13 protein-coding genes are annotated in these 14,132 nt (G+C 61.5%); 8 read left to right on the forward strand and 5 right to left on the reverse strand.

Going from position 1 to position 14,132, the window contains the following annotated elements:
- Positions 1-74 precede the first annotated feature (74 nt).
- The 3 genes from GLL_RS15905 to hemW all read right to left on the reverse strand — a co-directional run bounded on the left by GLL_RS15905 (position 75) and on the right by hemW (position 2,704).
- A complete protein-coding gene (locus GLL_RS15905; protein WP_011143076.1) occupies positions 75-359 on the reverse strand; it encodes a helix-turn-helix domain-containing protein in 285 nt (94 codons plus the stop codon).
- A gap of 7 nt (positions 360-366) precedes the next feature.
- The gene (locus GLL_RS15910; RefSeq protein WP_011143077.1) at positions 367-1,350 is read right to left on the reverse strand and encodes a sugar phosphate nucleotidyltransferase; all 984 of its coding nucleotides are present in this window, start codon (positions 1,348-1,350) and stop codon (positions 367-369) included.
- 127 nt (positions 1,351-1,477) lie between these two features.
- The gene (hemW, locus tag GLL_RS15915) at positions 1,478-2,704 is read right to left on the reverse strand and encodes a radical SAM family heme chaperone HemW (protein WP_011143078.1); all 1,227 of its coding nucleotides are present in this window, start codon (positions 2,702-2,704) and stop codon (positions 1,478-1,480) included.
- Positions 2,705-2,725: 21 nt separating this feature from the next.
- Between hemW and GLL_RS15920 the strand changes: the two genes are divergently transcribed.
- On the forward strand, positions 2,726-3,808 hold the full coding sequence (locus GLL_RS15920) for a PIN/TRAM domain-containing protein (protein ID WP_011143079.1): 1,083 nt from the start codon (positions 2,726-2,728) through the stop codon (positions 3,806-3,808).
- A gap of 301 nt (positions 3,809-4,109) precedes the next feature.
- Positions 4,110-7,274: a S8 family serine peptidase gene (locus GLL_RS15925; protein ID WP_011143080.1), complete on the forward strand. Its 3,165-nt coding sequence runs from the start codon at positions 4,110-4,112 to the stop codon at positions 7,272-7,274.
- Positions 7,275-7,280: 6 nt separating this feature from the next.
- On the opposite strand, the gene GLL_RS15930 is transcribed toward GLL_RS15925, so the two are convergent.
- Positions 7,281-8,360 carry an isocitrate/isopropylmalate dehydrogenase family protein gene (locus tag GLL_RS15930; RefSeq protein WP_011143081.1) on the reverse strand — a complete coding sequence of 360 codons (1,080 nt, stop codon included), beginning with the start codon at positions 8,358-8,360 and terminating at the stop codon, positions 7,281-7,283.
- A 171-nt stretch (positions 8,361-8,531) separates the two neighbouring features.
- Between GLL_RS15930 and GLL_RS15935 the strand changes: the two genes are divergently transcribed.
- From GLL_RS15935 to GLL_RS15960, 6 genes are all read left to right on the forward strand, one after another.
- The gene (locus GLL_RS15935) at positions 8,532-9,623 is read left to right on the forward strand and encodes a tocopherol cyclase family protein (protein ID WP_011143082.1); all 1,092 of its coding nucleotides are present in this window, start codon (positions 8,532-8,534) and stop codon (positions 9,621-9,623) included.
- A gap of 11 nt (positions 9,624-9,634) precedes the next feature.
- Entirely contained in the window at positions 9,635-10,480 is an 846-nt protein-coding gene (locus GLL_RS15940; protein ID WP_011143083.1) for a methyltransferase domain-containing protein, read from the forward strand.
- Positions 10,480-11,514, forward strand: a complete 1,035-nt coding sequence (locus tag GLL_RS15945; protein WP_011143084.1) for a VOC family protein — start codon at positions 10,480-10,482, stop codon at positions 11,512-11,514. Before GLL_RS15940 ends, GLL_RS15945 begins: the two co-directional genes overlap by 1 nt.
- 65 nt (positions 11,515-11,579) lie before the next feature.
- Complete coding sequence (locus tag GLL_RS15950; RefSeq protein ID WP_193345472.1) at positions 11,580-11,696, forward strand: plasmid stabilization protein; 117 nt, start codon at positions 11,580-11,582, stop codon at positions 11,694-11,696.
- 765 nt (positions 11,697-12,461) lie between these two features.
- Positions 12,462-12,839, forward strand: coding sequence for a DUF1257 domain-containing protein (locus GLL_RS15955; RefSeq protein WP_011143086.1), 378 nt, complete (start codon positions 12,462-12,464; stop codon positions 12,837-12,839).
- A gap of 331 nt (positions 12,840-13,170) precedes the next feature.
- The gene (locus GLL_RS15960) at positions 13,171-13,428 is read left to right on the forward strand and encodes a hypothetical protein (protein WP_011143088.1); all 258 of its coding nucleotides are present in this window, start codon (positions 13,171-13,173) and stop codon (positions 13,426-13,428) included.
- Positions 13,429-13,774: 346 nt separating this feature from the next.
- On the opposite strand, the gene GLL_RS15965 is transcribed toward GLL_RS15960, so the two are convergent.
- Positions 13,775-14,095 carry a hypothetical protein gene (locus tag GLL_RS15965; RefSeq protein ID WP_197530024.1) on the reverse strand — a complete coding sequence of 107 codons (321 nt, stop codon included), beginning with the start codon at positions 14,093-14,095 and terminating at the stop codon, positions 13,775-13,777.
- Positions 14,096-14,132 lie beyond the last annotated feature (37 nt).

The following is a 14,132-nucleotide window of genomic DNA, read 5'->3' on the forward strand; positions in this document are numbered from 1 at the left end:
GGGCGATCAATGCGGCTCAAAATGTCCAATGCATTACATTATCTTAGCATTTTGCCCCGCCCGCCGGGCCGGGTTCAGGGCTTGAGAGCGAGGCTCACGTAGGCGTGGACGGTGCCGTCGGGATCGTTCAAGTGCAGCGCCGGCAGCGTCGCGGGCAAATTCTCCTCGGTCTTCTCGTCGATCGGGTTCATCACCACTCGCCCGGCCTCGCGCTCCACTTCGATGTAGCGGGTCAGCTGCTCCGTGTTCAGCCCAAACGCTTCGCCGATTGCCCGCAACGACACAAAGGGATAACCGAATTTCCCTTCCTGCGCGTCTGAAAGTGCTTTGAGCCGCTTTTGAAACTCCCGCTGATTCACGCCCTGTCTACAACGTCGGTACGCCCAGTGCCACCTGTTTATCATCTCCGTAGATCGAGCGCACCAGTTCATCTGCCACAGTAAGCGAAATCTGCTCCGCCGCCCAGACGATGCTGTCGAAGACCGTCGCCCCCGAGCGCACCACGCAGCCGTCGCCGATGCAGCTGTAGCCCATCACCACCGCACCGCGCTCGATGTGGCAATTCTCGCCAATCAGCGCATGGCTGGAGAGAATCGCCCCCGGCTCGATCACGGTGCCTTTGCCGATGCGCTGCTTGAGGTGCGGGTGGCAGAGCAAATCCCAGTGGGTATAGAGGTACTGGCCCAGGGTGCCGACATCGGACCAATAGTCGCCTGTGCCCATCGCAAACACCGGTGCGCCCTTTTCGACCAGGGCCGGGAAGAGATCTTTGCCAAAATCGTAGAATTGCCCCTCGGGAATCCAGTCGAAGACCTCCGGTTCGAAGACATAGATGCCCGTATTGGCCAGATTGGAGCGCTCGGTACCAGCGGCGGGCTTTTCTTGGAATGACTGGATTTGACCCGCTGCGTCGGTGACGACGATGCCGAAGCGGCTCGGATCGCCCACTTCCTTAACCGCCATGGTTGCAATAGCCCCATGGGCTTTGTGAAAATGCACCAGACGGGTGATGTCCAAGTCGGTGACCACGTCGCCGGAAATCACCAGAAAAGTACCATCCCCCAAGAATTCTGCCTGACGGCGCACACCGCCCGCCGTGCCCATCAGCTCTTTTTCCCAGGAATAATCCAGGCGCACACCGTACTGCGAACCATCCTCGAAATGGCGGCTGATCTTCTCGCCTTTGTAGTGCAAGTTGGCCACGACCTCATCAAAACCGTGGGTGCGGCACAGATCGAGCACGCGGGCCATCACGGGCCGGTTGAGCACCGGCACCAGCGGCTTGGGGATGTCGTCGGTGAAGGGCCGCAGGCGGGTGCCCTTGCCGGCGGCGAGCACGAAGGCTTTCATGGATGGTTCCTCGCACGAAGGTTGGCTGACAGGTGCAGCGAATAATGCAGCATTTCGACCTTATACATTTCGTTAATGCCGTTCATGTTCCTATGGGAACATCGTAAAGGCTCAGTTACCTTCTGTCCTACACCAAAAGCGTGAAGACTTCGTTGGACAGCAGCAGTCCCTCCGGGACGCTCAGCCGCAAGCGGCCGTCGTATAGTATCAACAGTCCCCGCTCCAGGGCGCTTTGCAACGCCTCGAGCTGGTGCGTGACTGCAAGGTGGCCGAAGCGCTGCACCAGCGCATTCACTTCCACCCCTTCGAGCAGCCGCAGGCCCAACAGCAGCGTATCGGCTAACTCTTCTTCGGGCATGACCGGTGCACCCGCCGGAAACTCGCCCCCCTCGACCCAGGCAAAATAATCGTGCAATCGGCGCGGTCTCTCGACGCGCGCCCCCCGGACATAACCGGTCGCACCGTTGCCGATTCCGTAGTAGGGCCGGTTGTCCCAGTAAACCCGGTTGTGGCGGCAGCGAAAACCGGGCCGGGCAAAATTGGCAATCTCATACTGCCGGTAGCCCTGCCCCTGCAACCGCTCGCAGGCGCGCAGGTACATCGCCACGGTGTCGTCGTCACCCGGCAGGGGCGCCTGACCCCCCAGGAACTCCCGGCCAAAAGGGGTCTCTTCTTCGAGAATCAGGTCGTAGAGCGATAGATGGGTAGGCTCCAGCCGCAAAACTTCAGAGAGCGAAAACTCCCAATCGGCAAGGCTCTGGTGGGGCAGACCGAAGATGAGGTCGAGGTTGAAATTCTCGAAACCTGCCGCCCGCACCGTAGCCACGGAGGAGTAGACCTCCTCAAGTCCGTGGGAACGGCCGCAAAGGGCCAGTAGGTGGGACTGAAAGGCCTGGACGCCGACGCTCAGGCGGTTGACCCCCAGCGAGCGGTAACCGGTGAGTTTCTTGCAATCAAAAGTGCCGGGGTTGGCCTCCAGCGAAATTTCGGCATCGGGGGCAAAACCGCCGAAGTGCTCCCGCAGAGCCGCCAGAACGCGGCCGAGTTGTTCGACCGACAACAGCGACGGCGTGCCGCCTCCGAAGTAGACCGTGTCCAATCCCTGGCCCCCGCTCGGGGTCAAGGCGATCTCCGCGAGCAAAAAGCGCACGTACTTTTCGATCAGCCCTTCGGTGCCGACGGTGACGGCAAAGTCGCAGTAGCGGCAGCGCGTGCGACAAAACGGAATGTGCAGGTAGGCGGCGGTGGGCAGTTCACCGAAGCGCCCTGGGCAAGTTTGAGGAAGTGTTGCACAGGGAGGATGCGGGACGGTAGAGGCTATAATCTGTGTGTTCGCCTCGTCCTGTCGTTCCATTCGCGAGCGGAATTGTTCCGGATGTTAGATGTCGCCATCGTTTGCCTTTTCATCCTAGCAGGGGCAGGAATCGGCTTTAACAGCATCGCTTTTCTGCCTTCCTCCTGGACGGCAAACGCCGACATCAGCGGCGTGCGCTGGGTGACTTTGGGGTTCGGTTTTGTCTTCGGTGCCGCCCTTGGGGCCGTCGTGCGCTCCGCCTACCGACGCCTGGAGCGCAACATCCGCGAGATGCCCACCGACGCCCTTTTGACCCGCTCGGTCGGTCTGGTGGGCGGTCTGTTGCTCGCGAACTTTCTGCTCGGTCCCATCTTTTTGTTTCCGTTTCCCGAGTCCCTCGCGTTCATCAAATTTCTCGCGTCGATTTTGGCGAGTTTGGTGTTTGCGTACCTGGGCATGACCCTCTCCGATGTGCACGGGCGCACGCTGCTCAGGCGCTTCAATCTCAACAGCCTCAATGCGGGCTCCGAGTCGGGGCAGTTCCGGGGGGACGCCCGCCCCAAAATCGTCGACACCAGCTGCATCATCGACGGCAGGCTCGAAGAATTGCTGGGCACCGGATTTCTCGAAGGCTATCTGGTAGTGCCGCGCTTTGTGCTCGACGAATTGCAATTGCTCTCCGACAGCGCCGACGCCGACAGGCGCTCCAAGGGCCGCCGCGGCCTCGACATCCTCAGCCAGTTGCAGACGGGCTTCGGTGAGCGGCTCGTCCTGCACGAACTCGATTACCCGAAACTTGCCACCGTCGACGCCAAATTGGTGCGCCTCACCCAAGATCTCGAAGGGGCGCTTGTCACCAACGATTTCAACCTCAACAAAGTGGCCAACCTGCAGGGGCTCACCGTCCTCAACGTCAATGACTTGGCCAGCGTGCTCAAGCCGCGCTTTCTGCCCGGGGATCTGTTGCAGGTGAAGGTGCTGCGCGAAGGCAAAGAACCCCATCAAGGCATCGCCTACCTCGAGGACGGCACGATGGTCGTCATCGAAGAAGGCAGCGGCCACATCGGCGAGCAGGCGAGCGTTTCGGTGACCTCGGCTCTGCAGACCTCCGCCGGCCGCATGATCTTTGCCCGCCTACAAAACCGCCCTGTGCCCAAGGCTTGAACCGGCAGCCGGCAGAGCGCGCGATCAATTGGCGCCAAGATTAATCTGTATCAAAAGTGACCAAGTTTGACTGACTTTGCGCGGACTGTTTCTCCCCTTGCGTTTGCGGGAAACCAGTCATAGAGTCGGTTGCTTGTGCGTGGGCAGTCCATACTTGATTGCAAGGATTGAGCGACATCCGTGCATACGGTATGAACTTTATGGTTCAATTTCCATTGAAGTCGCGGTGAGCTTTACTTTGCTACCCAATTTTGCTGCCCAAAGATTCCGAACTACTGCCTTGCGTTTTCAGGCCATCGCCATGTCTCTGGCCGTCAGCCTGCCATTGACGACGTCCCCACTGTTGGCGGCAGAGCGCCTTCCTGTCGGTTTTCAAAAGAAAGTGCCGTTTGCCCAGACCCAAAATTTGCTGCGCTCCTCTGCCGGGCGGGGAGTGGTGCCCGCGGACTCTCAGGGCCGGGTGCGCGCGATCGTCCAGTTTGTCGAAAAACCGACGGTTCTAATGCGTCGGGGCGCCGACTTGCGCAGCGCCGAAGCCAGGGATTATGGCGAGCAGCTTGCCCGGCTGCGCGCTGCGCGGCTGGAGCAAATCGAGCGGCTCGGCGGTCGGGTGCAAAGTGTGCTGTCGAATGTACTCAACGCCGCCGTCGTCGAGGTGGCCCAAGAGCGCATTCCCCAGATTCGGCGACTGGCCGGGGTGAAATCGGTGCGTCCGGCGCGCGTCTACCGTCCCGATCAGAGCCCGCCTGGAAGCGTCGGCGAACTGATCGGCACCACAGCTTTGCAGCAGGCCGGGATCACCGGCGAAGGGGTGGTGATCGCGGTGGTCGATTCGGGGGTCGATTACACCCACGCGGCCCTGGGAGGTACGGGCACCGTCGCCGCCTATCAGGCGGCAGTGAGCGGTTCGGCTCCGCTTGCCGTCGGTGATTCGCCGGATTTTCCGAACGCCAAGGTCATCGGTGGTTTTGATTATCTGGGCGAGACCTGGACCGGTAATTCCGCCGATCCGGGCGGGCTTGCGGTCACCCCCGATCCGGATCCGGTCGACAACAAACAGACGGATACCGATTTTGCCGGTCACGGCACAGCAGTCTCTTCAGCCTCGGCGGGCCTGCCGCTGCCGCAAAGCGGGCTGGCGGGAGGAACCGCGCCCGGGGCCAAGGTGCTCGCCTACCGCGGCTGCAGCCGAATCAGCGCCAGTTGCGAAGGCAGCGCTTTGCTCAACTCAATCGAAGCGGCGGTCGCCTTCGATGTCTCGGGGGCCTTCCCCGGCTACCCGAACCCGGTGCGCAAGGTGATCAACCTTTCGCTGGGGGCGGCCTTCTTCGACCCCTCCGTAGACGATCTATCGGAGGCGGTGCGCAACGCGGTGGAGGCGGGTGTGGTCGTCGTGGCCTCCGCCGGCAACAGCGGCGATCTTCCTTACGCCACGGGCACTCCCGGTTCGACGGAGACGGTGATCGGGGTGGCTGCGAGCCTGCCGCCGCTCAACATCGGACCGGGATTGGAAGTGCCTACTCTGGGTGTCACCTATCAACTGGGCGTCGCCCAGTTCGGCCCGGCGCTGACGGAGCCTTTGACCACCACCTTCAAACTCGCGGGCAGCGCCGAGATCAACCTCGCCTGCAGCAATCCGCCCAACCAGAATCCGCCCGCTCCCGCCGAGCCGCCGATTGCCGATCTGAGCGGCAGCACCGGCATCGCCGATCGCGGCGATTGCGAATTTTCTGAAAAAGTCTACAACCTTCAGCAGGCAGGCGCGCTCGCCGGGCTCATCGTCAACAACGCCCCAGGTGTGCTCACCATGGCCCCGGGGGCGGCGGCTTCGCTGGTAACCATCCCGTCGTTCATCATCGACCAGGAGCAGGGCACCACCCTCAAAGCGGCCCTTGCGGGCGATCCTGGCCTGACGGCCACCTTTATCCCCCAGTTGTCGATTCCCAATCCCAACTTCGATCAAATTGCCGATTTTTCGTCGCGCGGCCCGAGCCCGGCGCTCAACCGGATCAAACCCGACATCACCGCCCCGACCAACACCTTTGAAGCGAACATCGGTACCGGCAACCTCGGAGCGGAATTTGGCGGCACCTCCAACTCCGCTCCGGTGACCTCCGGCGTTGCGGCGCTCGTTCTCTCCAAGTACCCCGCCTACACCCCCAACCAGGTCAAAACCGCTTTGATGAACAGTGCCAATCCACAAGTTTTCGCCGACAAAGCGGCGGGGACGGTGGTGCCCATCGCCCGCCAGGGCGCAGGACGGGTGCAGGCGGACCGGGCCGCCAATTTGCAGACGCTTGCCTTCGACGCCGCCGATCCGGCCAGGCCGGCTTCGCTGTCGCTGGGTTACCGGGTCTTCCCAAAGTCCGAGACTCTGACGCGGACTGTCGCCGTTCAGAACCTGTCCGGCAGTGCGAAAACTTATACCCTTTCAGTACAACCGCGCTACCCGGAGGATGCGGGCAAAGGGGTGAGTTTCCAGGTGCCCGACACGCTCAGCGTACCCGCAGGCCAGACGCGCACCTTTGCTGTCACCGTCAACGTGCGCAGCGACCTATTGCCGGCAGGCGGTCTCGACGCGGGTCTTGGAGGCAACGACACCGCCGCCTTCAGCGCCTTTGAGCAGGACGGCTACATCACCATCGACGGCGGGGCCGACAATACGGTCTCGCTCCCTTACCTGCTCCTGCCGCGCAAAGGCTCCGAGGTCCAGGCCAGCAGCCAGGCAGGACCAAAAGCAGTCCTTGTCAACGCGGGTGTGGCCGCTACCACCGCCCAGGTCTTCAACCTCGCAGGCAGCGACCCGCAGGATCTACCCGGCCCTGAAGCAGGTGAGAACGCCATCAACACGGACATCAAAGAGGTGGGTTTGCGCTTTTTGCCCGCCACGGGCGACACCGCCGAGACGATCGAATTTGCAGTGAGCCTGTACCGGCCGTTCACCAACCCGCGCAATGCACCGGTGCAGATCGACGTCGATGTTACCGGCGACGGCATCGCCGATTACTTCGTCTTCAACTACGACCTGGAACTGTTGACCGGGGCGACCACCGGCCAGAATGTCACCTACATCCTGGAGGCGGCTACGGGGTTATTGATCGCGGACTTCTACACCCAGCTCAACTACAACGCCGGCCAGTTGGTGCTGCCGGTCCTGGCAGCTTCAATCGGGGCCACCGCTGAGACCCGGTTGCAGTTGCGAGCGGTCACCGGCTCGACAGCCCTGGGGTTTTTCGGGCAAACCGACCTCGCCCCCGACTCCGGGCTGTACGCCTTCACACCGGCCAAACGGGTGACGGCCGCCGCGGCCACCTCGGTGGCGGTGCCGGCCCTGGGTACGGCCAGTGTCGATTTCACCGTCGAGCGCACCAATGCCGGAGCCTCCCCCTCGGATGCGGGGCTGCTCTTTGTGTTGCCGGACAATCCGCTCGCCTCCCAGACCGACTCCCTGCGGATCGCCCGCTGACCCTCCTCAGCCCGCTACCTTCTGGGCAATCGCCTCGGCCATCTGGCGGGTACCGGCGGGGGTCGCTCCCGCCGGGGCCAGGTCGTAGGTAACGCTGCGGCCTTCGGCGATCACGGCGGCCACGGCCTGCTCGACGCGCACGGCGGCCTCCTGCTCGCCCAGGTGCCGAAGCAACAGCGCGCCGCTCAGGATGAGTGCCGAGGGATTGACCTTGTTCTGACCGGCGTAGCGCGGCGCCGAGCCGTGGATCGCTTCGAAGACGGCGCTGCGATCGCCGATATTGGCCCCCGGCGCCACCCCGAGACCGCCCACCAGCCCGGCGGTCAGATCCGAGACGATATCGCCATAGAGGTTGGGCAGCACCAGGACGTCGTAGGATTCCGGCCTCTGGACGAGTTGCATGCAAAGGTTGTCCACGATCCGATCTTCAAACTCGACATCCGGATACTCCGAAGCCACCTGGCGGGCAGCCTCCAGAAACAGACCGTCGGTGTGCTTCAAGATATTCGCCTTGTGGACGGCGGTAACTTTGCGGCGGGCGTGGCGGCGGGCGTACTCGAAGGCGAAGCGGGCGATCCGCTCGCTCGCCTCGCTGGAGATTGGTTTGACCGCAAGGCCGGATCTTGGAAAGATTTTTTTGCCGCCCAGGCGCATGAGCATCTCGATTACTTCAAGAGCCTGGGGAGAATTTTTTTCAAACTCGATGCCGCTGTAGAGGTCCTCGGTATTTTCGCGCACGACCACCAGATCGATATTGTCGTAGCGCGAGTGCACCCCGGGCAGGGTGCGGGCCGGGCGCAGGTTGGCGTACAAGTCGAGGGCCCGACGCAAGGCGACGTTGACCGAACGGATGCCCGAACCTGCGGGGGTGGTGATCGGGCCTTTGATGGCGGCGTCGCTCGCGCGCACCGCTTCGATCACTGGGGCCGGAAGGGGTGTGCCGGACTTCTCCATCACCTCGGCGCCGGCATCGACCACGACCCACTCAAAGTCGATCCCGGTGGCGTCGAGCACGATCCGGGCTGCCTGCGTCACTTCCGGGCCGATCCCATCGCCGCGGATCAGTGTGACACGATATGGGGACACGGACGAACTCCCGCAATTCTACAGAGTTAAGAACGCCCCCATACGATACCGCTCCTGAAGATGACCCGGCAGTCCCAGGGGGCGGCATTTTTCAACCCCGGACGGGCGAAGGGAGGGAATCGGCGTTTTAAATTGAAATGTTGGCCGATCACCCACACCTGCACCTGCACCATGCCGCTTCCCGCCGCCGTCCTCACCACCCCCCATAGCGGCTACCACTGGCCGGGTTCGCTGCTGTCGCCCCGCAATCGCCGCTTCTTCGAAGGCTGGTACTACCGGGTGAGCCTTGCTGAGGAGGGCGAATCGTTCGCCTTTATGTACGCAATCGAAGACCCGGCCGGGGGAGCGCCGACCAGCGGCGGTTTTGCCCAGGTGCTCGGTCCTGAAGACGGCCGCACCTACCAACTCTTTGGGGGCGTGGAGGGCTTCTGGGCCACCCCCGACCGCCTTGCCCTCGGCCACCGGCAAGATCCGCCCGGACCGGCGGGGTATCTGGAGCCGGAGGATTTTGAAGCGAAAGTGCGCCGGGGCTACCAGGCCACCGACAGCCTCAACCAGGGCTGTATCGAGGACGAGACAGGAGAGATCACCCGCTGGTGCTACCGGCTCCGGCCGGTGCACGGTTGGGGAGCACCGGGGCGACCGGTGGCGACGATGGGCTGGCTGTCGTACCTGCCGGTGTTCGAACCCGGCTGGCAAATCTTGATGGCCGACGGCCTGGCGGAGGGCTGGATCGAATGGCGAGGACGGCGCTATACTTTCACCGGCGCCCCCGCCTACGGCGAAAAAAACTGGGGCGGAGCCTTTCCCACCCAGTGGTTCTGGGTGCAGGCCAACGCCTTCGAGGGTTCCCCGGGCGCGGCGCTGGTGGCGGGGGGCGGACGGCGCGGGGTGCTGTGGTGGGAAGAATCGGTGGCGATGGTCGGCTTCTACTGGGCCGGGCGATTCTACCGGTTTACGGCCGGGCAGGAAAAGCTCACCTGTACCGTCACGCCCTGGGGCCACTGGCACATCGAAGCGCTCTCGGAGCGCCACCGCATCGAAGTCAGCGGCACCGTCGCCCCGGAGGGCGGCATCGAGCTGTTGGCACCGACGGCGAACGGCTCGCGCTTCGTGTGCCGCGACACCCTCAAGGGGGAGGTGCGGGTGCGCCTGGAGCGGCGCTGGGGCGACCGGGCAGTATTGTTCGACGGACGGACACCTCTGGGAGGGCTGGAGACCGGCGGCGGTCCGTGGGACGGTGAGTGGCGTATTTCTTGTTAGATGAGGCGGCAATGGGCGAGCGAACGGTTCTCAACGAAAATATCCGGCGGTTCTACGACGCGTCCTCCGGGTTGTGGGAGGAGGTCTGGGGCGAGCACATGCACCACGGCCACTGGGAAGTGGGGGAAGCGGACAAAGATCGCCGCGTCGCCCAGGTGGATTTGGTCGTCAGGCTCCTCGACTGGGCGGGGATCGACCGGGCCGAGTCGATCGTCGATGTCGGCTGCGGCATCGGCGGCAGCAGTCTGTTTCTGGCGGAGCGCTTCGGCGCCCGGGTGGAGGGGATCACCCTCAGCCCCGTGCAGTGTAAGCGCGCCGCCGAGCGCGCCCGCGAGCACCATCTGGACGGGCGCGCGCACTTTCAGGTGGCCGACGCCCACCGGATGCCCTTCGCCGACGGCCGGTTCGACCTGGTCTGGTCGCTCGAAAGCGGTGAGCACATGGCCGACAAGGCCCAATTTTTGCGCGAATGCCACCGGGTGCTCAGGCCCGGCGGCCGCTTCGTGTTTGTGACTTGGTGCTGTCGCCACGGCGCCTTGGACGCGCGGGATCAAAAATGGCTCGGGGCGATCTACCGGATCTACCACCTGCCCTACATCCTCTCGATCGAGAGCTACACGCAGTTGCTTGGTGAGACGGGGTTCTCGGGCATTCGGACCACCGACTGGTCCGATCGGGTGGCCCGCTTCTGGTCGCTGGTCATCGATTCGGCCCTCGAACCGGCGGTGCTGTGGAAGGTGATCGCCCAGGGACCGACGGTAATCAAAGGCGCGCTCGCCATGCAGTTGATGCGGCGCAGCTACGCGCGGGGGCTGGTGCGCTTCGGCGTGTTCGCGGCCCAAAAGGCGGAGGGATAATGCTGCTGGGGTTCGCCTGGATGGAGTTGTTCGTCGAGTCGGCACAGGCGAGCGCCAATCGCCTCTGCGCCCAGATGGGCTTTACCCCGGTGGGCTGCTTCGAGGATTGTAATACTTTTAGTCTTGCGATACGCAATGGCGGTGCGCTGCTGGTGGTGAGCGAGGCGCTTGGAGCGACCGGTCCGGTGCAGCGGTACCTCGATGGCCACCCCCAGGGGATCGCCGATGTCGCTTTTTGGACGGAAGCGTTTCCGGGTGGCCCCGGCGCTCTCCCCGGTCGCCTGCCCGCCACCGGACAAATCGTGGGGCCGGCGGGGATCACCCATACGTTCGCGCCTCCCCAGCCGGGCGATCTGCCGCCGGGTTTTCTTCCCCTGCCGGGCGCCGCGCTGCGCCGCGAGCTGGCTGGGATCGACCACGTCGTGCTCAACCTCGGCACCGAAGCCTTCGAGCCTGCCATCCACTGGTACCGGCAGGTGCTTGGGCTCGAAGCGAGCCGCTACTTTGAAATTTCCACCCCCCACTCGGCCCTCAAAAGCTGGGTACTCACCGACTCTGCCCATCGCGTGCGCCTGCCGCTGAATGCCCCGCTGACTGCCAACTCCCAGGTGAGCGAATTTCTGGAGGCCAACGGTGGCCCGGGAGTGCAGCATATTGCCCTACGCACGACGAATATTGCCCACACGGTCGACCACCTGCGCACCCTGGGGGTGGAATTTCTCGACGCCCCGGCTACCTACTTCGAGCGCCTTGGAGATCGCGTCGATCTGGCCGGTCTGGACATGGAGACCTTGCGCCGATTGCACATCCTCGTCGACCAGGACGAAAGCGAAGGACGAATCTTGCAAATATTTACCCGACCGCTGTTCGCGGAGCCGACCTTGTTCTTCGAATTTATCGAGCGCCAGGGAACAGCCCTCGGCTTCGGCGAAGGTAACTTTCAGTCGCTTTTTGAAGCAATCGAACGGGAGCAGCAGTCGCGCGGCACCCTGGAGGCAGAGCGCAAACCCGCCTTCGTGCAGGACGCGCTATAGAAATCTGGGGTAAGAGTGTCGCTGCCGCTACACAAGCTGAAATCACTGTGCCGACGGTCGACGGCTTGATCACCGCAACAGCCGCCCGCCACGGTCTGGCGGTTGCTACGCGCAATCTGCGCCACTTTCAGATGTTCGGAGCAAGGGTGGTAAACCCCTGGGAAGGACAGAAGATCCAGTAGATGCGGATAGCGCGGCGGCTCTGCTCACGTGGCGGTGCGATCGGGTTCTGCTATTCATAAGGTCTTGAAAACCGGCTCCGTCCGGTCTGCTGTGAACATGGCGATTTCTAGCGAGACAGGAGCCAAACGGTTTCCAGCTATGTTTGTGAATCCCACGTACTTGGAGTTATTTCTGCCGACAGATGCGATGGCCTGCGCAGGAGCCTAGATTAAAACTACTATCGACAATCACAAAAGTAGATTTCAATCAAACAAAAACGGATTTCAATCATCTTTGCTACCTGTTTGCCCTGGGAGTTCGGGGGCTAGAGTGTCGTGCGCGACGTATTGAACAGGATTAGACATTGAATCGGAGATATACCCTGAGCAAGATTTCCATCGGTTTTGCGGTATTTGGCCTGTTTCCGGCTCTCCACAATACGCCTTCGCTTAGCAATCAAATAGTCCTTTCTTGGGCAGTGAGGCAATACCTTCGGCAGCTCCAGCCCTGGTGCCGCACCGACCCGGACTCCCAGAACCGAGGCCGACAATCAAGAATGCGCAAGGTAGGATGCCCTGGCCCGAGAAGGGCGCAATCTGCCCTGTTGCAAAACCCAAAGTAAGGGAGGCCGCTGTCTGGATCCACGGCCTTGACCTGAGTAAAAAGTTTAAATAACTGGCTCCGCCACCGCTTGAGGTGGTAGATCCGTTCCGACAAGCAGATAGATCTTGCCATCTGGGCAACACCTTCAACGAAACACATTGAGATCACAAAGGAACTTGATTATGTCTCACTTGAGCACTTTACCGACCAAATTGAATAACGTCCAACTTTTGATCGCGTCTTTGCAAGACCTGGGTGTGCAGGTCAAAATCGACGCCGAAGCCCGCGGTGGTTGTGGTCGAAATTTTCGTGCCGACGTGGTAGCCGTTCTTGCCGGTGAATACGATCTCGGTTGGGCTCTAAACGCCGAAGGCAATCTCGACCTGGTGGGAGATCTTCAGGGCGTAGCCCGCTACCACAATCCGACTGAATTCATCGATGCCGTCAACCAGAAGTATGCGCTAAAAAAAGCACTCCATCAGATTCAGACTTCCGGCTACACGGTGCTTGCTCAGCAAGTCGGTGTGCACGGTACCCATCGCTTAAGTGTCGGCCGTTGATCTGTCATTTGGGAGGGAATTATTTATGGACGGACAAATGTGTTGGTTGAGGGTCAGCAATTCGCCCGATCCCAGAAAAATCCTTCATCTGCGCATGCTTCCAAGCCAGCCCTGGACACCCTACACAGAGTGGCAACACTTGATGGTTCCCGACTATCGCGAACCGGGGGGTGCCAAAGGGTGGGCGACTTATCAAAAGCTTATCCGGGTGGGTTGGAAAGTCGAAAAGAGCACAGAAAACTCTCCCAGAGAACATCTTGTCAGGAGCAATCCATCCTTTTCGATTGCCGATGGGCGCTAACAATCAAAAAAGTGGGTATGGAGCCTAACGATGAAGGACAATGAGTCGCTTGAAGCGACACTTTTTCTCAACACATTGCAAAAGGGAGTCTGGGCGCTAGGGATCGTCGGGTGGTGCTTTGGGCTATGCGAAAGGACAACCGTCGCGCTGTCCGATGGTTATCTTTCGGCAATCGACTTGGTCCTCCTATTTACGGCTTGCTTTTTCTTTGTTTGCTGGTTGTTGTTGAAACCCTCAAAAGCAAACCCAAAGGGCGCGATCCAGCATTCAAGTAGCTTGCTTGAATAGTTGAGGTGAATCGATGACGGAAAATTCGGCTTTAATACCTCCCAGGTATCAGGAAAATCAGTCCGTCTCCTTCCTTGGAGGAGCAGGACGAATTAGAGATTGCCACTTCATCAAAGGCACCTGGGACTATATTGTCGAAATGGAATTCGGCCAGGCCGACCGGGGCCGTCTGGGCGATGAAACTGCGGTCCTCTTACCCGAGAGCGAATTGGAGCCTCGGATCTGCTGAAGCGAGTACTGCAAAGCGTCCAATGGTCCGGCTTGCTTTGGGCTGTTCGGCATCCAACTCGTCCGCACCCTGACAGGCTTTGTGCAAGTCGCCAGGGTGCGTGGAGCGTGCCTCCGCTCAACGCATCCGACCGCTCTCTTCTTTGGAGGAAGTGAGTGGCACGCGGGGTTCGCAGGCGTTGAAAATCACTTCTGCCTTGCTCAATCTTTCGAGCGTTTCGCGCGCGTCGATGAGGCGCTTGAGGAGCACCTGGGCAATGCCCTGGACGGCGGGGTTGGTGGTTTGCTCGGTGCGCTTCACTTCGACCATCACCACCGCTTCTTCAGTCCGGTAGAGCCAGAAAGTCTCTCCCTGCTCGATGATCCCCAGGTTGATGCGCTCAAGCTGGGGTTTGCGCCGCTGCACCAGATCATCCCAAACCCCTGCGCTATCCCACACGCGGCCAACTCTCCACCCTTCAGCCAAAAAAAAGTAC

Source organism: Gloeobacter violaceus PCC 7421 (genome assembly GCF_000011385.1).
Lineage (GTDB): Bacteria > Cyanobacteriota > Cyanobacteriia > Gloeobacterales > Gloeobacteraceae > Gloeobacter > Gloeobacter violaceus.